This window comes from Enterobacter sp. 302C9 (assembly GCF_034106085.1).
Classification (GTDB): Bacteria; Pseudomonadota; Gammaproteobacteria; order Enterobacterales; family Enterobacteriaceae; genus Enterobacter; species Enterobacter asburiae_B.
The window spans coordinates 48181-69925 of record NZ_JAWNBW010000016.1 but is presented as its reverse complement, the minus strand read 5'-3'; the positions used below and the strand labels follow the sequence as shown (position 1 = coordinate 69925).

General features: G+C 59.6%; 23 protein-coding genes. 12 read left to right on the top strand and 11 right to left on the bottom strand.

Features of this window, described 5'->3' with window-relative positions; all coding sequences use genetic code 11:
• Positions 1-4: 4 nt before the first annotated feature.
• Together UR289_RS20730 and UR289_RS20725 are read right to left on the bottom strand one after the other, a co-directional pair.
• Entirely contained in the window at positions 5-526 is a 522-nt protein-coding gene (locus UR289_RS20730) for a rhodanese family protein (RefSeq protein WP_039263418.1), read from the bottom strand.
• 9 nt (positions 527-535) lie between these two features.
• Positions 536-835, bottom strand: coding sequence for an ArsR/SmtB family transcription factor (locus tag UR289_RS20725; RefSeq protein WP_029742056.1), 300 nt, complete (start codon positions 833-835; stop codon positions 536-538).
• A gap of 179 nt (positions 836-1014) precedes the next feature.
• On the opposite strand from UR289_RS20725, the gene UR289_RS20720 reads away from it, so the two are divergent.
• Entirely contained in the window at positions 1015-1173 is a 159-nt protein-coding gene (locus tag UR289_RS20720) for a YqaE/Pmp3 family membrane protein (protein ID WP_023308917.1), read from the top strand.
• Here UR289_RS20720 and UR289_RS20715 read toward each other — a convergent pair.
• Positions 1170-2099, bottom strand: a complete 930-nt coding sequence (locus UR289_RS20715) for a LysR substrate-binding domain-containing protein (protein ID WP_320711494.1) — start codon at positions 2097-2099, stop codon at positions 1170-1172. The genes UR289_RS20720 and UR289_RS20715 overlap by 4 nt on opposite strands.
• Before the next feature lie 320 nt (positions 2100-2419).
• Between UR289_RS20715 and UR289_RS20710 the strand changes: the two genes are divergently transcribed.
• From UR289_RS20710 to UR289_RS20680, 7 genes are all read left to right on the top strand, one after another.
• On the top strand, positions 2420-3025 hold the full coding sequence (locus tag UR289_RS20710; protein WP_320711493.1) for an ankyrin repeat domain-containing protein: 606 nt from the start codon (positions 2420-2422) through the stop codon (positions 3023-3025).
• Between the two features lie 107 nt (positions 3026-3132).
• Positions 3133-4674 (top strand): acyl-CoA synthetase FdrA, encoded by a 1542-nt coding sequence (gene fdrA / locus UR289_RS20705; protein ID WP_320711491.1) that lies wholly within the window; start codon positions 3133-3135, stop codon positions 4672-4674.
• On the top strand, positions 4674-6089 hold the full coding sequence (locus tag UR289_RS20700) for a DUF1116 domain-containing protein (RefSeq protein ID WP_320711489.1): 1416 nt from the start codon (positions 4674-4676) through the stop codon (positions 6087-6089). The genes fdrA and UR289_RS20700 overlap by 1 nt, the downstream gene beginning before the upstream one ends.
• Before the next feature lie 11 nt (positions 6090-6100).
• A complete protein-coding gene (locus UR289_RS20695; protein ID WP_217071742.1) occupies positions 6101-7681 on the top strand; it encodes a xanthine permease in 1581 nt (526 codons plus the stop codon).
• Positions 7678-8634 (top strand): carbamate kinase family protein, encoded by a 957-nt coding sequence (locus UR289_RS20690; protein WP_047059377.1) that lies wholly within the window; start codon positions 7678-7680, stop codon positions 8632-8634. Before UR289_RS20695 ends, UR289_RS20690 begins: the two co-directional genes overlap by 4 nt.
• A gap of 1 nt (position 8635) precedes the next feature.
• Positions 8636-10015 carry an amidohydrolase family protein gene (locus UR289_RS20685; RefSeq protein ID WP_096151482.1) on the top strand — a complete coding sequence of 460 codons (1380 nt, stop codon included), beginning with the start codon at positions 8636-8638 and terminating at the stop codon, positions 10013-10015.
• A gap of 177 nt (positions 10016-10192) precedes the next feature.
• Entirely contained in the window at positions 10193-10927 is a 735-nt protein-coding gene (locus UR289_RS20680) for a class I SAM-dependent methyltransferase (RefSeq protein WP_232938814.1), read from the top strand.
• Here the strand turns inward: UR289_RS20680 and UR289_RS20675 are convergent.
• Complete coding sequence (locus UR289_RS20675) at positions 10921-11523, bottom strand: short chain dehydrogenase (RefSeq protein ID WP_232938815.1); 603 nt, start codon at positions 11521-11523, stop codon at positions 10921-10923. The two genes, UR289_RS20680 and UR289_RS20675, sit on opposite strands and share 7 nt — an antisense overlap.
• A gap of 97 nt (positions 11524-11620) precedes the next feature.
• On the opposite strand from UR289_RS20675, the gene UR289_RS20670 reads away from it, so the two are divergent.
• From UR289_RS20670 to UR289_RS20660, 3 genes are all read left to right on the top strand, one after another.
• On the top strand, positions 11621-12508 hold the full coding sequence (locus UR289_RS20670) for a LysR family transcriptional regulator (protein ID WP_033146345.1): 888 nt from the start codon (positions 11621-11623) through the stop codon (positions 12506-12508).
• Positions 12509-12528: 20 nt separating this feature from the next.
• The gene (locus UR289_RS20665; protein ID WP_320711485.1) at positions 12529-13710 is read left to right on the top strand and encodes a PLP-dependent aminotransferase family protein; all 1182 of its coding nucleotides are present in this window, start codon (positions 12529-12531) and stop codon (positions 13708-13710) included.
• Positions 13711-13794: 84 nt separating this feature from the next.
• Positions 13795-14313, top strand: coding sequence for a DUF6622 family protein (locus tag UR289_RS20660; RefSeq protein WP_069303206.1), 519 nt, complete (start codon positions 13795-13797; stop codon positions 14311-14313).
• A 2-nt stretch (positions 14314-14315) separates the two neighbouring features.
• Here UR289_RS20660 and UR289_RS20655 read toward each other — a convergent pair whose 3' ends face one another.
• Positions 14316-14735, bottom strand: coding sequence for a nuclear transport factor 2 family protein (locus UR289_RS20655; protein ID WP_039263434.1), 420 nt, complete (start codon positions 14733-14735; stop codon positions 14316-14318).
• Positions 14736-14832: 97 nt separating this feature from the next.
• Between UR289_RS20655 and UR289_RS20650 the strand changes: the two genes are divergently transcribed.
• Positions 14833-15564: a helix-turn-helix transcriptional regulator gene (locus UR289_RS20650; RefSeq protein ID WP_320711482.1), complete on the top strand. Its 732-nt coding sequence runs from the start codon at positions 14833-14835 to the stop codon at positions 15562-15564.
• Here the strand turns inward: UR289_RS20650 and nudI are convergent.
• The 6 genes from nudI to UR289_RS20620 all read right to left on the bottom strand — a co-directional run bounded on the left by nudI (position 15536) and on the right by UR289_RS20620 (position 21693).
• Positions 15536-15961, bottom strand: a complete 426-nt coding sequence (gene nudI / locus UR289_RS20645; RefSeq protein WP_064673552.1) for a nucleoside triphosphatase NudI — start codon at positions 15959-15961, stop codon at positions 15536-15538. The genes UR289_RS20650 and nudI overlap by 29 nt on opposite strands.
• Positions 15962-16005: 44 nt before the next feature.
• The gene (locus tag UR289_RS20640; protein ID WP_033146339.1) at positions 16006-16353 is read right to left on the bottom strand and encodes a HigA family addiction module antitoxin; all 348 of its coding nucleotides are present in this window, start codon (positions 16351-16353) and stop codon (positions 16006-16008) included.
• 10 nt (positions 16354-16363) lie between these two features.
• On the bottom strand, positions 16364-16663 hold the full coding sequence (locus tag UR289_RS20635; protein ID WP_224979509.1) for a type II toxin-antitoxin system RelE/ParE family toxin: 300 nt from the start codon (positions 16661-16663) through the stop codon (positions 16364-16366).
• 251 nt (positions 16664-16914) lie between these two features.
• On the bottom strand, positions 16915-18084 hold the full coding sequence (locus UR289_RS20630; protein ID WP_320711505.1) for an HlyD family efflux transporter periplasmic adaptor subunit: 1170 nt from the start codon (positions 18082-18084) through the stop codon (positions 16915-16917).
• A 10-nt stretch (positions 18085-18094) separates the two neighbouring features.
• Positions 18095-20293, bottom strand: coding sequence for a type I secretion system permease/ATPase (locus UR289_RS20625; RefSeq protein WP_048976740.1), 2199 nt, complete (start codon positions 20291-20293; stop codon positions 18095-18097).
• Entirely contained in the window at positions 20290-21693 is a 1404-nt protein-coding gene (locus UR289_RS20620) for a TolC family outer membrane protein (protein WP_039263438.1), read from the bottom strand. The genes UR289_RS20625 and UR289_RS20620 overlap by 4 nt, the downstream gene beginning before the upstream one ends.
• Positions 21694-21745 lie beyond the last annotated feature (52 nt).

The window sequence follows — 21745 nt, the reverse complement described above, 5'->3', positions numbered from 1 at the left end:
CTGCTTATGAGGTACGCCGATTCCATGGCATCACCTTGAGCAGTCGCGCCATGCCGCAAAAACCCGTCACACCGGCGAACAGCAGCCCGGCTCCGACAAAACCGCTGAGCAGGAAAAAGCCGCTGGAGACGCTATAGCCCAGCACCACGCCACAGAGTATTAACAGCCCGGCGGCAATTTGCACCTGACGCATCAGCGGCAGCGGCTGGGATTTGTCTTCAACGGTTGGCAGCCCCGCCTGCTTCCAGCCCTGAATCCCCCCCTCGACCACAAATGCCTCTGCGGGCGCGGCGGCCTGAGCAAGGCGCTCGGCATTCCCCGACGTCCGGGCGCCGGACTGGCAGTGAAAAATCACCGTATCGCCCGCCAGCGCGTTAAGTGCGCCGGGTAAGGTATCCAGCGGCACGGACCGCGCGGCGGGAATATGCTCGCGGGCATACTCGTCGGCATCACGAATATCAATCAGTTTTGCGCCTTCAGCGACGCGGGCATTGGCCTGGCGCGGTGAAAGAAGAGGAAGTGACATGGCGGCTCCTTACGGACAATAAAGGGTTTTCAGGGTGCTGATAAGCTGATGTACCGCATCGTTTTTAATGGAATAGAGAATGCGCTGCGCGTCGCGGGTGCTGTCGATAAGCCCTTCCTCACGCATGCGCGCCAGATGCTGCGACGTGGCGGAAGGACTTAGCCCCGTGGCTCGCGCAAGCTCCCCCGCGCTGGTGCCGGGCGCTCCGCACAGGGTGCAGAGGATCAGCAGCCGACGCGGGTTGCTCATCGCTTTTAAAAGTGTGGCGGCCTGCCCGGCGCTGGCCTGAAGCTGTTCTAGTTCGGTCATAATAGTTTAGGGTTTGCTTAATTAAGTGAATGCTAAACTAATCCGATGCATTAAACCAGCGTCAAAAGCGTAAAAGAGGGTAAACGCGAGGCCCGGAACTGGTACAGACGAATAAACTGGCTATGCTTACAGCGTTCTCTTTATTATTTTCAATGGATTAGATTGAACGGAGTGTTTATATGGGATTTTGGCGTATTGTTTTTACGATCCTTATACCGCCGCTGGGCGTGCTGTTGGGTAAAGGATTTGGCTGGGCGTTTATTATCAACATTCTTCTGACGCTGCTGGGCTACTTCCCCGGCCTCATTCACGCGTTTTGGGTACAGAGCAAAAGCTAGGCGCGCCACAGTAAATCGCTATAGATATCGGTCAGTACCCCCGCCGGACCAAACTGCTTCTTGATCCACCGCGTGACCTGGCCGGTTGCGGCATGCTGCGTGGCGAGCAGCATGCGCGAGTCCTGACGCGGGTTGTTAATCCGTCGGGTGACCAGCAGCCCCGCGTCTACCGCCTCGCGGACCATGTATTCCGGCAAAAAACCAATCCCTTCGCCCAGGATCTGACACTGACATTTGGTGTTAAAGTCCGGGACCAGAATTGCCTCCTGCCCGTGCAGCAGCCAGCCAACCTTTTTGTTAATGGTGTGCGCGGTATCTTCCACCATGATGTTGGGATACAGGCGCAGCTGGCTTTCCGCTATTGGCTCCGGGGTGAACGCTAGCGGGTGTTCCGGCGCGATGGCAAACACCCAGCGAATGGCGCCGATCTCTGTGTAATCAATCCCGCCGCCGTCCAGCAGCGTGTCCGGCGCGCCAATCGCGATGTTGGCCTGGTTGTTGATGATGGAGTCCCAGACGCCGTTGTAGACCTCGGTGGTCACGGTGATCTGACAGGTGGGAAACTGCTTTTTCAGCACCTGCAGCAGCCGCGCCGTGTGGCGTGGGGTATACAAAAGCTGGTTGATACAGATGCGCACCCGCGCCTCAATGCCCTGAGAAATGGTATCAATCCCGCGCTTGATGGCGTGAAAGTCGTTCAGCAGGTCGGTGGCCTTACGGTAAAAGTAAAACCCGGACTCGGTCAGCTCAATGCTGCGCGTGCTGCGGACGAACAGCACCACGTCCAGCCCGGTCTCCATGCGCTTGATGGTGTAGCTGATGGCAGATGTCGTCACGCCCAGTTCGGCGGCGGCTTTGCTGAAGCTGCCGAAGCGTGCGGCGGTAGTAAAGGCCAGCAGGTTTTCCTCGGTAAAGATGGAATTCATATCTCACTCCCTTCAGCCATCAGTTTTGAACATATTTTAACAGCGTCGTTACAACGCATTTGAAGCCGATCACAGTTCTGACTCTTTGTCGAAAGCCGCACGCAGTAAGGCTTCGTCAGGCATAAGCATAATGCAGCCAGAAGCGCTAAAAAGCGGAGAAACATAAGAAAAAGGTTGCACAGACGCACGTTTTGACCGGTTTATTGAATTTACCTCAACAATGAATTGACTGTCGATGAATCATTTTTAAGCGGATTCTTTTATGACCAGGCTGTTGCTATTCTCAGGTCAACAGAAATAAAAACATTGGGAGTCTGAATATGTCTGCGAACGAACTCGTTACTGAATTTCTGCTGGCGGCAGAAGAGGGCAATAGCGATGCGCTAAAAGCCTGTCTGGAGAAAGGCGTGGATATTAACGCCACCAATCGACAGAAAAGAACCGCCGTTATTATTGCCAGCCTGAAAAAGCATTATGACTGCGTGGCGTTATTAATTGCCGCCGGGGCGGACATTGATAAACAGGATCAGACCTGCTTTAACCCTTTCCTGATTAGCTGCCTGACCAACGATATCACCCTGCTGCGACTTGTCCTTCCGGCAAATCCGGATCTCGACCGCCTGACGCGCTTTGGCGGCGTGGGCATTACCCCTGCAAGCGAAAAAGGGCACGTGGAGATCGTGCGCGAGCTGCTGGAAAAAACCGATATTAACGTCAACCACACCAACTTTGTCGGCTGGACCCCGCTGCTGGAAGCGATCGTGCTTAACGACGGCGGCGCAAAGCAGCAGGCGATCGTCAAGCTGCTGCTGGATCACGGCGCGAATCCGCACATGACCGATAAATACGGTAAAACTCCGCTCGAGCTGGCGCGGGAAAAAGGCTTCGATGCAATAGCCGACCTGCTGCTGACGGCGGGCGCATAACGCATTCGGTCAGCCGCGTCCGGCTGGCCGTTAATTTAAAAAGTATTTTTACCGACGTGCATTTTGCACGACGGCGGCCCCCTTTTATCCGCGTTCAGGAGAAAATAATGCCCACAAAAATCGTCATAAAAAAGAACACATATTTTGACTCCGTCTCATTAATGTCCGTTTCCACCAAAGCCAATAAATTACCGGGCGTCGAGCAGGCGTTTGTCGCGATGGCGACGGAAATGAACAAAGGCGTATTAAAAAACCTCGGGCTATTAACGCCGGAATTAGCGGAAGCCAAAAACGGCGACCTGATGATCGTAATTAAAGGCGACGCGGCGAATGATGAAACGCTGGCGGCCATCGAAGCGCTGTTCACACGTAAAGAGAGCGGCGGCGCCCATGAAGCGCGCTACGCCACGATTGCCAGCGCCAAAACCCATCGGCCGGAGAGCAACCTCGCGGTGATTTCCGTCAACGGCACCTTCGCCGCCCGCGAAGCGCGCCAGGCGCTGGAAAACGATCTTAACGTGATGCTGTTTTCCGATAACGTGTCGCTCGACGACGAGCTGGCGCTGAAGCAGCTGGCGCATAAGAAAGGGCTGCTGATGATGGGGCCGGACTGCGGCACCGCCATCATCAACGGCGCGGGATTGTGCTTCGCCAACGCGGTGCGCCGCGGACCGATTGGCATCGTAGGCGCATCCGGCACCGGCAGCCAGGAGCTGAGCGTGCGCATTCACGAATTCGGCGGCGGCGTGTCGCAGCTGATTGGCACCGGTGGGCGCGATCTCAGCGAGAAGATCGGCGGCCTGATGATGCTCGACGCCATCGACATGCTCGAAGCCGACGAGGGTACAGAGGTGATTGCGCTGATCTCCAAGCCGCCGGCACCCGTCGTGGCAGAAAAGGTGCTGGCCCGTGCCAGAGCCTGCCATAAGCCGGTGGTCGTCTGCTTCCTCGGCCACAGCGAACCGCCCGCCGATGAAGACGGCCTGCAGTTTGCGCGCGGCACCAAAGAGGCGGCCCTGAAGGCGGTCCTGCTCACCGGCATCAATAATGAGTCCCTCGATCTGCATCCGCTCAACTGGCCGTTGATTGAAGAGGTGCGCGCCCGCCTGACCCCGCAGCAGAAGTACATTCGCGGCCTGTTCTGCGGCGGCACCCTGTGCGACGAGGCGATGTTCGCGGCGCTGGAGAAATTCGACGACGTCTACAGCAACATCCAGCCGGATCCGGCTAAGCGCCTGAGCGACATAAGCGTCAGTAAAGCCCATACCTTCCTCGACTTTGGCGACGACGACTTCACCAACGGCAAGCCGCACCCGATGATCGACCCGACCAACCGCATCAGCCGCCTGCAGCAGGAAGCCCGCGACCCGGAAGTCGGGGTAATTGTGATGGACTTCGTGCTGGGCTTTGGCGCGCACGAGGATCCGGTCGGCGTGATGATCGACGCCATTAAAGAGGCGCAGGCCATCGCGAAGGCCGATAACCGTCCGCTGGAAATTCTCGGCTACGTGCTCGGCACCGACCAGGATCCGCAGTCGCTGGCGCAGCAGTGCCAGCTGCTGACCGACGCAGGCGTCATCTGGGCCAGCAGCAGCACCAACACCGGATTACTGGCACGCGAATTTGTCTGCAAAGGGGAGAAAGCATAATGACGACCTTATTCAACCAGCCGCTGAACGTGATTAACGTCGGCATTGCAATGTTCAGCGACGATCTCAAAAAACAGCACGTTCCCGTCACCCAGCTCGACTGGACGCCGCCGGGACGGGGCAATATGCAGGTCGTTGAAGCGCTCGACCAACTGGCGGAAAAACCGCTGGCGGAGAAAATCGCCGCCGCTAACCGCATCGCCCTTGAGCGCATTATTCAGTCTCATCCGGTGCTGGTGGGCTATGACCAGGCCATTAACGTGGTGCCGGGCATGACCCGCACCACCATTCTGCACGCCGGTCCGCCTGTCGCCTGGGAGAACATGTGCGGAGCGATGAAGGGCGCGGTCACCGGGGCGCTGGTGTTTGAAGGGCTGGCGAAAGATCTGGACGACGCGGCAAGGCTCGCCGCCTCGGGAGAAATTACCTTCTCGCCGTGCCACGAGCACGACTGCGTGGGCTCGATGGCGGGCGTCACCTCCGCGTCGATGTTTATGCACATCGTGGAGAACAAAACCTACGGCAACCGCGCGTTCACCAACCTCAGCGAGCAGATGGCGAAGATCCTGCGCATGGGCGCCAACGACCAGAGCGTGATCGACCGCCTGAACTGGATGCGCGACGTGCTTGGCCCGATGCTGCGCGACGCGATGAAGATCGTCGGCGAAATCGACCTGCGCCTGATGCTGGCCCAGGCGTTGCATATGGGCGACGAGTGCCACAACCGCAACAACGCGGGCACCACGCTATTGATCCAGGCGCTGACGCCGGGGCTGATCCAGGCGGGCTATCCGGTGGAGCAGCAGCGCGAGGTGTTCGAGTTCGTCGCCAGCAGCGACTACTTCTCCGGCCCGACGTGGATGGCGATGTGTAAGGCCGCGCTGGACGCCGCTCACGGCATTGAGTACAGCACCATCGTCACCACCATGGCGCGTAACGGATACGAGTTCGGCCTGCGCGTTTCCGGCCTGCCGGGGCAGTGGTTCACCGGCCCGGCGCAGCAGGTAATTGGCCCGATGTTCGCGGGCTATAAGCCGGAAGACTCCGGGCTGGACATCGGCGACAGCGCCATCACCGAAACCTACGGCATTGGCGGCTTTGCGATGGCGACGGCCCCGGCAATCGTTGCGCTGGTGGGCGGCACGGTGGAGGAAGCCATCGACTTTTCCCGCCAGATGCGCGAAATCACCCTCGGCGAAAACCCGAACGTCACCATTCCGCTGCTCTCGTTTATGGGCATTCCGACCGCTATCGACATCACCAAAGTCGCGGGCAGCGGCATTCTGCCGGTGATTAACACCGCCATTGCCCATAAAGACGCGGGCATCGGCATGATTGGGGCGGGCATCGTTCACCCGCCGTTTAGCTGTTTTGAAAAGGCGCTGTTGACCTTCCGCGATCGCTACTTTTTATAAGGCATGCATCCATGAAAAACATGAAGCTGGAGTGGAAAAGAGGTGACTGGGCGGCGTATTTCGGGTTGATGACCAATAACCTGACCAATTTGCTGACCATGATGGGGCTGCTCATTTTTGTCGTCGGCATCCCGAAGGAGATTGTTTATGGACGCATCGCGCCGGCCTTCGGGCTGGCGGTGCTGGTCGCGAGTATTTGCTACGCCTGGTTCGGCATGCAGATGGCGCGCGCCACCGGGCGTACGGACGTGACCGCGCTGCCGTCCGGCCCGAGCGCGCCGTCGATTTTTACCGTGACTTTCCTGGTGCTGATGCCGGTGTATCAGCAGACCGGCGATGCGGACTTCGCGATCCAGATTGGCCTGGTGTGGTGCTTCGTGGAGGCGATGATCCTCGCGGGCGGTTCGTTCCTGGGGGAAACCATCCGCAAGATGATCCCGCGTACCGTGCTGCTGTCGTGCCTCTCCGGTTTGGGCCTGCTGCTGCTGGCGATGAACCCGATGCTGCAGGCGTTCGAAGCGCCGACCGTGTCGTTCATCGTGCTGCTGCTGATCTTCATCAACTGGTTCGGTAAAAAGCCGATTTTCGCCCGTATCCCGACCGGCCTGCTGCTGCTGATTGCCGGTACGGCACTGGCGTGGATCTCCGGTCTGCAAAGCCCGGAAGCGATTAAAGCGTCCATGTCATCCTTCGGCTTTAACCCGCCGGAAGTGCACGTGGACAGCTTCATGCAGGGCCTGCCGCACGCGCTGCCGTATCTGGCCTCTGCCGTGCCGCTGGGGCTGGCGAACTACATCTTTGACCTGGAGAACATCGAAAGCGCCCACGCGGCGGGAGATGCGTACCCGACGCGTAAGGTGATGCTGGCGAACGGTCTGGCGTCGATGCTCGGCTGCCTGATGGGGAACCCGTTCCCGGTGACGGTCTACGTCGGCCATCCTGGCTGGAAAGCGATGGGCGCGAGCATCGGCTATACGCTGGCCTCCGGCGTGACCATGTTCATCGTGCCGCTGTTCGGGCTGGGGGCGTTTATGCTCGCCATCATTCCGATGACCGCCATCGTGCCGATTCTGGTGTTTATCGGCGTCGTCACCGCCAACCAGGTGGTGAGGGAAACGCCCAAAGTGGAGGTGCCGGTGATCTTCATCTGCCTGTTCCCGTGGATCGCCAACTGGGCGCTGACGATGATGAACAGCGTGATGGGGGCGGCGGGCACCAGCGCGGCGAAGATCGGCACCGACGTGCTGCACAGCAAAGGAATTTACTACGAAGGCCTGGTGCATCTCGGCAACGGCGCGCCGCTCGCCAGCATGCTGTGGGGCTGTATCGCCATTTTCGCCATCATCAACAAGCCGCTGCGCGGAGCCGTTGCGGCCTCCGTCGGGGCGCTGCTGGCGCTGTTTGGCGTGATCCATGCCCCGGTGGTGGGCTTTGCCGAGGGCAGTTCGCTGATGTTCGTCACCGCGTATCTGATGATGGGCGGCATGTTTGTGGTGAAGCATGTGCTGGATATCTCTGTTACTCCCCCTCTCCCTGTGGGAGAGGGCCGGGGTGAGGGCACCAGAACGCACCTTCTAAAGGACACAAAATGAAAGAGCTTATGGTCGTCGCCATCGGCGGCAACAGCATTATCAAAGACAACGCCAGCCAGTCGATTGAACACCAGGCGCAGGCGGTGAAAGCGGTGGCAGAGTCGGTGCTGGAAATGCTGGCATCCGACTATGACATCGTGCTCACCCACGGCAACGGCCCCCAGGTGGGGCTGGATCTGCGCCGCGCCGAAATCGCCCACGAGCGGGAAGGGCTGCCGCTGACCCCGCTGGCAAACTGCGTGGCGGACACCCAGGGCGGGATTGGCTACCTGATCCAGCAGGCGCTCAACAATCGCCTGGCCGCGCGCGGGGAGCAAAAAGCGGTCACGGTCGTCACGCAGGTGGAGGTGGATAAAAACGATCCGGGCTTTACGCACCCGACGAAACCTATCGGTGCGTTCTTCACCGAGGCGCAGCGCGACGAGCTCCAACAGGCACACCCGGACTGGCATTTTGTCGAGGATTCAGGCCGTGGCTACCGTCGCGTGGTGGCTTCACCGCAGCCGCTGCGCATCGTTGAGGCCGACGCCATCAAAACGCTGACGCAAAAAGGCTTTGTGGTGATCGGCGCGGGCGGCGGCGGAATACCCGTGATTCGCAGCGAGCAGGGCGACTACCAGAGCGTCGACGCGGTGATTGATAAAGATCTCTCTACCGCGCTGCTGGCGCGGGAGATCGGTGCCGACGTGCTGGCGATCACCACCGGCGTGGAGAAGGTGTGCATCAACTTCGGCAAGCCGAACCAGCAGGCGCTGGACACCGTCAGCGTGGCGCAGATGACGCGCTACAGGGAAGAGGGCCACTTCCCGGCGGGCAGCATGCTGCCCAAAATCGTCGCCTCGCTGGAATTTTTACACCACGGCGGCAGGCGCGTGATTATCACCTCGCCGGACAGCCTGCCCGCGGCGCTGCGCGGGGAAACCGGCACCCATATTGTTAATGAAGGAAGATAAGATGAGTGAAAACAAAAGCCGCCGCGAATTTATCAGCCAGAGCGGCAAAATGGTCACCGCCTGCGCGCTGTTTGGCGCCACCGGATCCGTCGCGTATGCTGCTGACTCCGCGAAGCCAACCTGCGAGACGGGCAAACCGATGAGCATCACCGCGAAACATTACTATCTGGACAACGTGCTGCTGGAGGCCGGGTTCAACGTCGACGGCGGTGTGGCGACGAGCACCCGCACCGAGCTGAAAACGCTGGAAATTAACGACGGGAAGATCGTCGCCCTGCGCGATAACAAGCGCCACGCCGACGCCACGCTGCCGCACTACGATGCGGGCGGCAAGCTGATGCTCCCGGCGATGCGCGACATGCACATTCACTTGGATAAAACCTTTTACGGCGGTCCGTGGCGCTCCCTGAACCGCCCCGCGGGCACCACGATTCAGGACATGATCCGCCTTGAGCAGAAGCTGCTGCCGGAGCTACAGCCCTACACCCAGGAGCGCGCGGAAAAGCTGATCGATCTGATCCAGTCGAAAGGCTCCACCATCGCCCGCAGCCACTGCAATATCGAGCCGACCTCCGGCCTGAAGAATCTGGAAAACCTGCAGGCGGTTTTATCGCGCCGTAAGCCCGGCTTTGACTGCGAAATCGTCGCTTTTCCGCAGCACGGGCTGCTGCTGTCAAACTCCGAAAAGCTGATGCGCGAGGCGATGCAGGCCGGGGCGCACTACGTGGGCGGGCTGGATCCTACCAACGTCGACGGCGCGATGGAGAAATCCCTCGACACCATGTTCCAGATTGCGCTGGACTACGACAAAGGGGTGGATATCCACCTGCACGAAACCAGCCCGGCGGGCGTGGCGGCGGTGAACTATATGGTGGAAACCGTGGAGAAAACGCCGGAGCTGAAGGGCAAGCTGACCATCAGCCACGCCTTCGCGCTGGCGACGCTCAACGAGCAGCAGGTGGATGAGATCGCCACCCGCATGGCGGCGCAGCAGGTGACCATCGCCTCCACCGTGCCGATTGGCACCCTGCATATGCCGCTGAAGCAGCTGCGTGAGAAGGGCGTGTTCGTGATGACGGGGACCGACAGCGTGATCGATCACTGGTCGCCGTACGGTCTGGGGGACATGCTGGAGAAAGCGAATCTTTACGCTCAGCTCTACATCCGCCCGAACGAGCAGACGCTCTCCCGCGCGCTCGGTATTGCCACCGGCGACGTGCTGCCGCTGAATGACAAAGGCGAGCGCGTGTGGCCAAAAGCGCAGGACGACGCCAGCTTTGTGCTGGTGGATGCCTCCTGCTCCGCCGAGGCCGTGGCGCGCATTTCTCCGCGCACCGCGACGTTCCATAAGGGCAACCTTGTCTGGGGCTCGGTGGGTTGACGTGCATTTCTCCCTCTCCCTGTAGGAGAGGGTTGGGGTGAGGTGCATTTCTCCCTCTCCCTGTGGGAGAGGGTTGGGGTGAGGGCATCAGGCCGCACTTCCGTAGGTCGGGTAAGGCGAAGCCGCCACCCGACAATGCAGTATACTGCTATGCACATTCTCAAAGAGGAATCTGCCATGGCACAAAATATCTACGACAATCCGGCGTTTTTTGAAGGCTACGCCCGGCTTCCACGCTCGGTGCAGGGTCTGGACGGCGCGCCGGAGTGGCCCGCGCTAAAAAGTATGCTGCCGGATTTAACCGGCAAATCGGTTGTCGATCTCGGCTGCGGCTACGGCTGGTTCTGCCGCGCGGCCCGCGAGCTGGGCGCTGCTGACATCACGGGGGTCGATATCTCAGAAAAGATGCTCGCCCGCGCGGCGGAGCTTACCGCTGACCCACAGATTCACTATCAGCGTAGCGATCTGGAATCTCTTAAGCTTAACGAGAATAGCCTCGATCTGGTCTACAGCTCGCTGGCGCTGCACTACCTGCCGGAACTGGATACGTTATTCGCCAGGGTTCAGCGCGCGCTCAAGCCCGGCGGCAGCCTGGTCTTTTCGATGGAGCACCCGATATACACCTGCGCCACCCGTCAGGGCTGGCTGACCGACGATAACGGCGAGCGGTTCTGGGGCGTGAACCATTATCAGGATGAAGGCAAACGCGTCAGCAACTGGCTGGCGGACGGGGTGGTTAAATACCACCGCACGCTCGGCACCACGCTTAACGCGCTGATCGGGGCCGGATTAACAATAAGCGACGTCAACGAGTGGGGTCCAGAGCAGGCGCAGATTGACGCCTGGCCCGCGCTGGCCGAAGAGGCAGAGCGCCCGATGCTGGTGCTGATCGCCGCCCGTAAGGCTCAGTAACCCACCCTATACACCCGCCCGCTCTGCACGCCTTCCACGCTGCGGCGATAGGCCTGCGCCACGGTCGCGGCGGGAACGCTCTCAAAGCCCGGGAAGAAGCCGTCGTACGTTTCGACGGATTCGGTGAGTACCGTCGGGCTAATCAGGTTGATGCGGATCCCGCGCGGCAGCTCGCAGGCTGCGGCGCGTACAAATCCTTCCAGCGCCGCATTTACCGTGGTGGCATTTACGCCCTGGGCAATCGGCTCGTGCGCCACGATGCCGCTTATCAGCGTAATCGAGCCGCCCTCGTTCAGATAATGCTGGCCGGTCAGCGCCAGGCGCACCTGCCCGAGCAGCTTGTCCTGCAGGCCCTGGTCGAAGTCGCTGTCCTTCATGGTCGCGAGCGGGCCAAAGTAAAGGCCACCGCTGGCGGAGACAATCGCATCCACCGGGCCGATTTTCTCAAACAGCGCCTGGACGCTCGCCTGCGAGGTGATATCCACCTGCTCGTCGCCCTGCGTGCGGCCGACGCGGATGACCTCGTGGCGACGACTCAGCTCTTCCGTTACCGCATGACCGACCGTACCGCTGGCACCAATAATGACGATTTTCATAGCTGACTCCTTATGTTGTGAGCCCCCATTCTTTAATAAATAAAAATGGAGATAAACTGGGCTAAAGTTAGAAGATTGCTAACCAGGAGTTTGGAATATGGATAAGCTTCGCAGCATGGAGACCTTTATTGCCGTGGTTGAAAGCGGCAGCTTTACCGGCGCGGCGGCACGGCTGGAGATGTCGGCGGTAATGGTGGGGAAATATGTTGCGCTGCTGGAATCACAGCTCGGCACCCGCCTGCTGGAGCGTAACACGCGGCGCCAGAGCCTGACCGACGCCGGGCGGGTCTATTTCGACGAGGCGAAGCGGGTGCTGGAGCAGGTCGCGATCGCCGAAAGCGCCGTGGAACGCCTGCGCGCCGCGCCGTCCGGCACCCTGCGCGTGACGGCGCCCACCTCGTTTGGCGGCAGCGCGATCGCGCCGCTTACGGCCTCTTTTTTACAACGCTACCCGGAGGTGCGCATTGAGCTGGATCTCACCAACCGGATGGTGGATCTGGTGGAGGAGGGTATCGATCTTGCCATTCGCATTGGCGACATTCACAACGACGATCTGGTGGCGAAATACCTCTGCCCTTACCGGATGGTGATCTGCGCCGCTCCGGACTATCTTGCGCGCTACGGTACGCCGCAAACCCCTGCCGATCTGGTGGATCATCTCTGCTTATCCCACAGCGTGTGGACCGCACGCAACGAGTGGCGGCTGCCGGGCGTCGAAGGCGAGGTGCGCTGGAAGCGGGACGCGGTCTTAAGATGCAACGACGGCTACGGGCTGCGGATGGCCGCGAGAGCCGGGGCGGGACTGCTGCTGCAGCCGGAAGTGCTGGTGGCGGAAGATCTGGAAAGCGGCAGGCTGGTGCGGGTGCTGGAGGCGTATATTCCGGCGCCGAGACCCGTGCATTTGCTGTGGCGTCAGGATTTACGACCTCTCCCTAAGCTAACGGAATTTATCGCCCATATTCTGCTAAGATTGGGCACACTATAAAAAAAGAAGGTATGCAAAGAATGTCTGTGAATAAACTCGCCAGCAGCGCGCAGGGCCTGCAATCATCTGCCATCCGTGAATTGTTAAAACATAGCAAAATGGCCGGCGTCATTTCGCTGGGTGGGGGGATTCCTAACCCGGCCTTGTTCGATCACGAAGGGCTGAAAATTGCCGCTGATGCCGTATTATCACAGCATTTTGGTGAGGCCTTTCAGTACGGTCTGACCGAAGGCGTACCGGGGCTACGGGAAGAAATTCAGCGCATCTGTGAAGGGCGCGGGATCCGCTGCAAGGCGGATGATGTGGTCGTGACCTCCGGTTCACAGCAGTCCCTCGACGTGCTGGCGCGTGCATTAATTAACCCGGGCGATACCGTTGTGGTTGAGCGTCCAACCTATCTTGCTGCGCTGCAGGTATTTGGCCTGGCGCAGGCGAATTTTGAATCCGTTGGCACCGACGGCGACGGAATGAAGGTCGACGAGCTTGAAGCGCTGGCGGCAAATAAAACCATCAAAGCGGTCTATATTGTTCCGACGTTTGGCAACCCTGGCGGGGTAACCCTTTCTGAGGCGCGTCGCAAACAGCTGGTGGAATTATCGAAGCGCTATGACTTCGTCATTATTGAAGACGATCCGTACAGCGAAATTAATTATACCGATGAAGTTTTCCGCCCGTTAATTGCCCATGCCAAAGATATCGGCAACGAAGAGAACGTGGTGTATACCTCAACCTTCTCCAAAATTCTTGCTCCAGGAACCCGCGTGGGCTGGGTGCTGGTGCCGGAATGGCTGAAGCGCGCAGTAGTAAACCTTAAGCAAACCACCGACCTGCACACCAGCACGCTGTCGCAGCTGATGACGTATGAATACCTGAAAACCGGTCGTCTGCCCGCTCAGATTAAAACGATCCGCGAAGCCTATCGCCAGAAATACCAGACGTTCGCAACCGAGCTGGAGGCCGAGCTGGGCGATGTGATGTCGTTCCACAAGCCGAAGGGCGGCATGTTCCTGTGGGCGAATATGAAAAATGGTAGTAATACCACCCGCTGGCTGGAAAAAACGTTAAGTAACGGCGTAGTATTTGTGCCGGGCGAATTTTTCTACTGCAATGAGCCAGACCATTCTACGCTGCGTATGTCGTTTGTCACGCCAACGGATGAAGAGCTGAAGGAAGCGGTTAAACGCCTGAAAAAATCGCTGTAAAAGACCTGCGCATAATGGTTTTCCTGCCGTTATGCGCAATACGCGTTCAGGCGGCACGGGCCGCGATCGTCCATGGAGATCTCCATGTTTGAATTTCTGTTCGGTGTCGTTACGCACACGCCCGCCTGGGTGTGGGTGCTGTTTATCTTCCTTATCTCTCGCGGCATTAAAGCCCGCAGGCCTGCCACCGTTACGCTGGAGAGGCTTGCCATCATTCCGGCAATATTTCTAATCTGGGATATCTACGATCTGGTGGTCTACCGCACCCTGACGCCCGGAACTGTCGCATTGTGGACGGCGGGGATCCTCGCCGGGGCCGCGCTGGGGTATATCCTGATTAAGCAGGCGGTTATCACCCGCGCAGATGCGCCGCGCACCCTTTACCGCCAGGCAGACTACACCGCGCTGCCGTTTATGATGCTGGCGTTCGGCGTCAAGTATGTGCTGGGCGTGATGAGCGCGGTCTCTCCCCAGACGATGCAGCAGCCCGCCATGAGCGCGCTGGCGATCGTCTCCGGCGGTGTGTTTGCCGGCGTGTTTCTCGGGAAATTTGCGCGTTACGTTGGGGTGTATAACAGCGCCGCACCGCGCCCGGCGGAGTAAGGTTATTCTGTCGCGTGTGCCAGCGTGCGATCTGCAGCATCGCCGCTGAGTGCTCGCGTGACTTCATGGATCCGCCAGATTTTCCCTTCACGCAGCGCGGCAAACAGGTAAACCTCGATCTCTGCCTGACGACCATCAGGATAGGTGACCGTTACGATATGCCGGTCAGCCAGAAGTTCGTCATGGCAGGCTATCTCCACCACGGTAAAGGCGATTGCGCGGATCTGTGAGCTGACGTGGCTCAGATGCTGGACAAAACCCCGGTAGTCAAGCGCGTGACCGTCCGTAAACTGCTGGTAATCGGGCGTAAATACCTCTGCCGGATCGATATCGCCGTTGAATAAGCGGGTTAACAGGCAGGCCATCTTTTCGCGCTGCGCGGCGTTGTCGGTGTGGGCTATCAGGGACGTGATAATGCTCATGCGGGCTCCTTATGTGGTTGAATCACCATTATCCTTGACAGCAGAAGTCGCAGTTTCTCTAATATGCCGAAGAATAACGATTTTCGGTCAAAATGATATGGTCAGTGTTGAAACGCTCCTTCATCCCGGCGGGTACCGAACGCCCTGGCACAGTCATCGCACCGGCCAGCTGTGGCGCATTGCAGCGGGGCTGCTGGTCATTGAGACGCAGCAGGCGCGAGCGGTCGTACCGGCAAAACACATCGGCTGGATCCCTCCGGATCGGCAGCACGCCGCTTTTTCCGAAAGTGCGGTAGAAGGCTGCGCTATCTTTCTTGACCCCGCCGGGTGCGCAATGCTTCCCGATGCGCCCGCGCTGTTCGAGCCCGACGATCTCACCCATGCACTGTTTTCCCGTTTATGCGATGCAGAGAGCGAGTACGATCCGCGAAAGCTTGCTTTGCTGCTGGATGAGCTTGCCCTGACGCCCCAGGCTCGCTTTTCTCTGCCCGTGCCGACGGATCCGCGTCTGAAGAACGTGGTCAGCCATTTGCTGCAGTTTGTCGATGATAACCAGACGGTCGAGAGCCATGCTATTCATGCTGGGATGAGCGTGCGTACGTTCAACCGTCGGTTTAGCGCCCAGACCGGAATGAGTTTTGTTAACTGGCGGCAGCTGGCTCGCGTCATGCGGGCAATGGAGTGGCTGGCGGCGGGGAAGCCGGTAGGGTGGATTGCGCTGTCCTGCGGCTACAGCAGCGTCAGCGCATTTATTGAGGTTTTCAGAGCATGGACCGGTAAAACGCCGGGGCAGTGGGTGATTAAAGAAGGCCCTTTTGGGCGAAGGTAACACGCGTGGCTGCGTTGAGATCCAGCTCTTTTAACGATTCCGGATTAACCCAGGCGATCTCCTGAAACTCTTCATTAAACGTGACTTCCCGGTTGGCGCTGATGCAGTCGAAGATCAGATAGATCATGTAAATCTCCTCAGTGGTGCCATCGGCGTAGGTTTTCACCCTGATGTCATCGCGAAAAGCCCATGGCGTAACCGAGACAATCTCCAGCGCTTCGCCCAGCTCTTCGCGGATCTCACGGCGCAACGCCTGTTCCATGGTTTCGCCCGGCTCCATTCCACCGCCGGAGAGAGCCCACTGGCCGGGGAACACGCCGCGATCGTCGGCCATTTTACACAGGAGGTAGGCACCGTCATTCTGGATGATGGGGCAGACAATGGTTCGTTGGCGCATGATTTCTTCCTGAAAAAGTATTAATAGGTGAAGTGTTTACCGAATCAGGCTACATCCGGCTGGCCAGATTTTCGCTTAGCCATGACGTCCGCAACGGTCTTTATACGGCTTAGCTCCTCCTGCGTCCTGGGGTTGGATTGCGCTTCCCAGATATCGACGTTCAGCTGTAAGTTAAGCCAAAATTCAATCGTGGTATCAAAGGCTTTTGCCAGTTTGATCGCCATATCGGCAGTCAGCTTGCGATTGTTATTGACCAGCGCGCTGATGGTGTTGCGGTGAACATTGAGCATCTCCGCCAGATCGCTGATTTTCAGATTGAGCGGTTCAAGATACTCATACTGCAACACGTCGCCCGGCGTGGTGGGTTTGCGGAGTGCCTGTTGAAGTGTCATAGGTGATGCCTCACTTGTGTTGCGTGTACTTGTGTGGAGAGAGGTAGAGATCTTCTGCTTTACCCTCTGTCCAGCGAAATACGAGCCTGTATTGCCTGTTTACCCGGATTGAGGAATATCCCTTCAGCGGAGGATTCAATGCTTCATACATATTGCCCGGTGGCGATCGCAAATCCCTGTGCGAGGTTGCTGCCCTGATGATATCGAGCTTTCTCGCAAGCGCTGTTTCCAGATTTGCAGGAATAACATTGTTCAATCTGCCGTAAAGAAAAAAATCCTCAAGCCATTGATCCCGAAAATAACTAATCATAATGGTGCTGAGCTCCAGTCCTTGAAGCTGATTGAATAGTAATGCACTCCCGCACTGTGCGCAAGTGCGTTTTTGTCTGCGGTTAATATTACCTTGGCGATGGCTGAAGGGAAGTGGGATGCATGACTAAAGATTAATATTTCGAGGTAGGTTCCAGTTCTGACGTGCGGTTAAATACCCGGCGGCGCTGCGCTTGCAAGGGCCTCCGGGTATGTAGGCCGGGTAAGGCGGAGCCGCCACCCGGCGATTGACTATCGCTCCCTCAGCGCCTCTTTCGCCCGGTTAAACGGCTTGATCAGATAATCCAGCACCGTTTTCTCGCCGGTCTTAATGTCCACCGTCGCAATCATCCCCGGCACAATCGAGAAGTGCCTGCCGGCCTTATTCACCAGGTAATCCTGGCTGGTGCGGATAAACACCCGGTAATAGAACACTTCCGGCTTGGCCTCGTCCTGGATGGTGTCCGGAGAGATTGTTTCGACGACCCCGTGCAGGCCGCCGTAAATGGCGTAATCGTAGGCGGTGATTTTAACCAGCGCCTCCTGGTTCGGGTGGATAAAGGCGATATCGCGCGGCGACAGGCGGGTTTCGATCAGCAGGTGATCGTCCACCGGCACAATCTCCATCAGCTCGCCGTTGGGCGGGATCACGCCGCCGATGGTGGTGACCTTAATGTTTTTCACGATCCCGCGCACCGGGGATTTTACCGTCAGACGGGTGAAGGAATCCTGGCGGCCTTTGAGGATCGCCGAAACCATATCCACCTCGGCGTTGGCCTTGGATAACGCCTCGCGCGCCTGAACGTAATACTGCGAGCGTACGTCGGTGAGCTTCAGCTCCAGATCGCTTTTCTGCCGCTGCAGGCGCAGCACCTCCACGTGGCTGGCGGCGCCGGTTTTGACCAGCCGCTGGGTGATGGCCAGCTCCTTATTGGCGAGATCTAACGCGGCGCGCAGCTCCCGCTGGGTATCCTCCAGCTGCGCGCGGCGGGAGTTGTAGAGGCGCGTTTCGTCAGCAATCAGATCCGGCCACTTTGCCAGCGAAGGGGGGAACTTCAACGGGAGATCGTTCACCTCGGCGTACAGGCGGGCGCTGGAGGCCAGTGAAGCCCGGTAGCGCGCCGCGCTTTCGCCGACGTTCGATTCGGAACGCGTCGGATCGAGCCGCGCCAGCACCTGTCCGGCCTGCACCTGATCGCCCTCGTGGACGTTCAGCTCGGTGAGGATCCCGCCGTCGAGAGACTGTAAGACCTGCTCGCGCGAGCTGGGGATCACTTTACCCGAGCCGGTTGATACCTCATCCAGCACGCCAAACCACGCCCAGACGCCCAGCACCACAAACATCAGCAGCGAGAAGATCACGATCCGACGCGCGCCGGTATAGCCGCTTTCGGAGTCGAGGGCGTTATCCAGATCGTCCATTGCCGCCACGTCACGCTGACTGATTTTCATTTTTCCACTCCCGTCCGGTTGCTGCCTGCTGCTGTTGCTGCTGCATACGGCTGTTGTTCAGCGCCTGGGCCTTTGGCGCGTCCATCACCAGCATCCCCTCTTTCAACACCACGACGCGCTCCACCAGTTCCAGCACCGGTACGCGATGCGTGGCGACAATCAGTGTGCGATGCCCGAGCCAGTCGCCAAGACGCTGGATGAATTCCCGCTCGGTGTGCTCGTCCAGCGACGCGGTGGGTTCATCCATCAGCACGATATTCGGATCGCGCAGGAGCATCCGCGCCAGCAGAATCGACTGGCGTTGCCCGCCGGATAATCCCACGCCGTTTTCCATGATCGGGTAGTCCAGCCCCTTGGGCAGCTTCTGCACGAAGCCTGCCGCGCCGGTCAGCTCCAGCGCCTCGAAAATCTCTTCGTCGGTGGCGCGCGGCATGCCGAGGGTGATGTTTTCGCGCAGGGTGCCGTAAAACAGCCGGGCGTTCTGGGTCATAAAGCCGACGTTGCGCCGGACGTCGGCGACGTCGAGATGCGGCAGGCTGAAGTTATCAAGCCGCAGCTCGCCGGCCGCCAGATCCATTCCGCCCGCCATGGCCTGCAGCAGGGTCGATTTGCCCGCGCCGTTGCGCCCGAGGATCGCCACTTTCTCACCCGGCCTGATCTCCAGCCGGTTAATGCGCAGCGCCATGCGCGGATCGTCCGGCTGATAGCGGAACTGCGCCTGCTCGAAGAGGTAATGACCGCGCAGCACGTCCTGGCGGATCGGCGTCTCCTCGCGCTGATTTTCGGTGGGAAGCTGCATGATGCTGTCCAGCCCTTCTTTTGCCGCTTTGACCTGCTGCCAGCGCGCCAGCACGCCGCACAGCGTCGCCATCGGGGCGATCATGCGGGAGGCCAGCATCGACGCGGCGACCACCGAACCGGTGGTGAGGGTGCCGTCGATCACCATCGGGGCGCCGACCACAATCACCCCGGCGTAGACCAGGCTCTGAATGGTCATCCCCCAGCTAATCAGGTTCTGCGTCAGCTCGCGGGTGCGCAGGCCGGATTCCGCGGTGATCTGGATATAGCTGTTCCACTGCTGCAAAAAGCGGTTTTCCGCCTGCATCAGCTTGATGTCCTCCAGCCCCTGCACGCTCTCCACCAGCACCGCGTTGCGCAGGGTCGATTCATGGGCCGACTGCTTTGCCAGCTCCGCCAGCTTCTTCTGCAGCAGCAGGCCGGGCAGGACCATGATCACCGCCGCGACCGGGGCGATCCACGCCAGCTGCGGGGCGATGATCGCCAGCACCACCACGAACAGGAGAAAGAACGGCAGGTCGACAATGGTCGAAATGGTGGACGAGGTGACCATCTCGCGGATCTGCTCCAGCTCGCGCAGCTGAGAGATAAAGCTGCCGGTGGAGCGGGGGATCGCGCTGTTGCGCAGCCGAAGCGCGTGGCCGAAGACGCGATCCGAAACGCGCATGTCCGAGCGCTTGCCGAGCAGATCCATAATGTGCCCGCGCGCCACGCGCAGCACAAAGCCAAACAGGGTGGCAATCAGCACCCCGATGGTCAGGACGTAAAGCGTCGGGTAGGACTGCGCGGGGATCACCCGGTCGTACACCTGCATGGAAAAGACGATCCCGGATAGCGACAGCACGTTGATAAAGAGGGCGGCCAGCATGACCCAGCTGTAGGGGCGCAGGTCGCGCATCACCAGCCGGTAGAGCCAGTCCGGGCGGTATTTTGAGATATAGGCATCCACGCGGCTGTCCTTCAGCGCGGCGAGTGGACGCAGGGCAATGACGTGGCGGATAGCGGGCAGCATCGCCGTCATCGACAGCCGGTTGGTGTAGGTGTCATCGTCGAAAAAGCTGACCTCCAGTGTATCGTCCCCGTCGAAATGCTCGATCACGCCGATCCTGCCGTCATGCATCGCCACTACCACCGGCAGACGCCAGCTGTTGATCGCCTGCCGATCGTCGGTAAGAAGCTGAAACGACAGCCCCGCTTCGCGGGCCAGCTGGGTGAGGGCGGGCACCATCGGTTTGCCTTTCAGCCACGGCGCGCCTGCGATCAGCGCGCCGGGAGAGCAGGCCACGCGGTAGCGCGTGGCGACAAAGCCAAAGGCCTGCGCCCACTGCGCCAGCGCCTCATCCGTCATCGTTTCGCCCTGCGGGATTTCGCGTTGCTTCATGGCTGGATCTCCACGGTCTGGATGGTGCGGTTATCAAGATCGAACGCGTGACGCAGCTGCCCGGTGTTATACAGGCAGTTGAGCTGCAGCTGGTGCAGCTGACCGAGGGTCTGCTGCTGGGTGAAGCGCGCCTGGTAGACCTCCTGCTCGGCGTTGAGCACGTCGAGGAGCGGGCGCGAGCCGAGATCGAGATACTGCTGCTGGTACAGTTCGCGGGTGCGGGCGCTGAGGGCTTCCTGGCGACCCTGGATTTGCAGCGTGCTTTGCAGGCTCATCACCTGGCTGCGGGCTTCCAGCAGTTTCTGGCGGACATCAAGGCGCGTACGCTGAACGGTGGACTGCGCCGCCTCCACCGCGTGTCCGGCAGCGTTACGCCGGGCGGTGAGGCCGCCGCCCTGGTAGAGCGGCATCTGCACTTTCACCCATGCGGAATACTGGGTGCGATCCCGGGTTTCGCTCCCCGCGTAGCGATCGTTCATGTAGTGACGCACCTCCGGCTCCAGCGAGACGGTTGGCGTCATCTGCGCGTCGGCGTAGTCGAGGTTAGCCTGGGCGACGTTAGCCTGCGCCCAGGCGGCAAGCACCGCGGGCACCAGACGGTCATCCGGCTCGGCAATGTCGCAGCTCCGGCCCAGCTTTTGCGGAAAGTCATTGCTGATTGCGTTCAGGCTGTTCCAGCCGAGAAAGCTCATCAGCGTGGCGCGGGCGCTGTCCAGGCTGGCCTGGTACTGCATCAGCTGGGCGCGCGCGCCTTCGATACGGGCATCGGTCTGCACCACGTCAGAGAGCGACGTGGCCCCTTCGTCGTTACGCTGGCGGGTCAGCGTGCCAATCGAGGAGAGGGCGTCGAGCTGCTCTTTAGCGGTCTCGACCATCTGCTGCCAGGTTTGCACCTGCACCATGGCGATGGCGGTATCGTGAGCGATGGTGTCGATACTCACCAGCACGTTGGCCTGCTGCTGGGCAACGCCCGCGCTCTCGGCCCGCACCTGGCTGTCCACTTTGCCAAAGTCGTAGAGCATTTGTGACAGAGAAAGCACCAGCGACGGGGTAAAGCCGTTCTGGTCGCCGTCATGGGAATAACCGTTGTCCACGCCGGCATTAATCTGCGGATAGTATTTTGATTTAGCGACGTCCACCTCTTCGCTCTGCTGGTAGAGTTTCCCCACGGCTTCGCTGATGGCCGGGTGCCAGGTGACGGCGCGGTTGACGGCATCGCCAAGCTGCAGCGAACCGGGGGCGGCTTTGCCAGCCGCAGGTGCGACGCGGCCATTGAGCGAGGGGAGTTCCTGCGTTTCGCGAAGCTGTCCGGTATTGATGATTGCCGCCGGGTTCGCGCAAAGAGCGGGCACAGATATCAGGCAGCACGAGAGCCACCAGTGAGGCATCTTCATTCCCATGTCATGTCCCTATTAAAAAGAGTATGTCTTTATTATTTATGCCCGGGCGCTG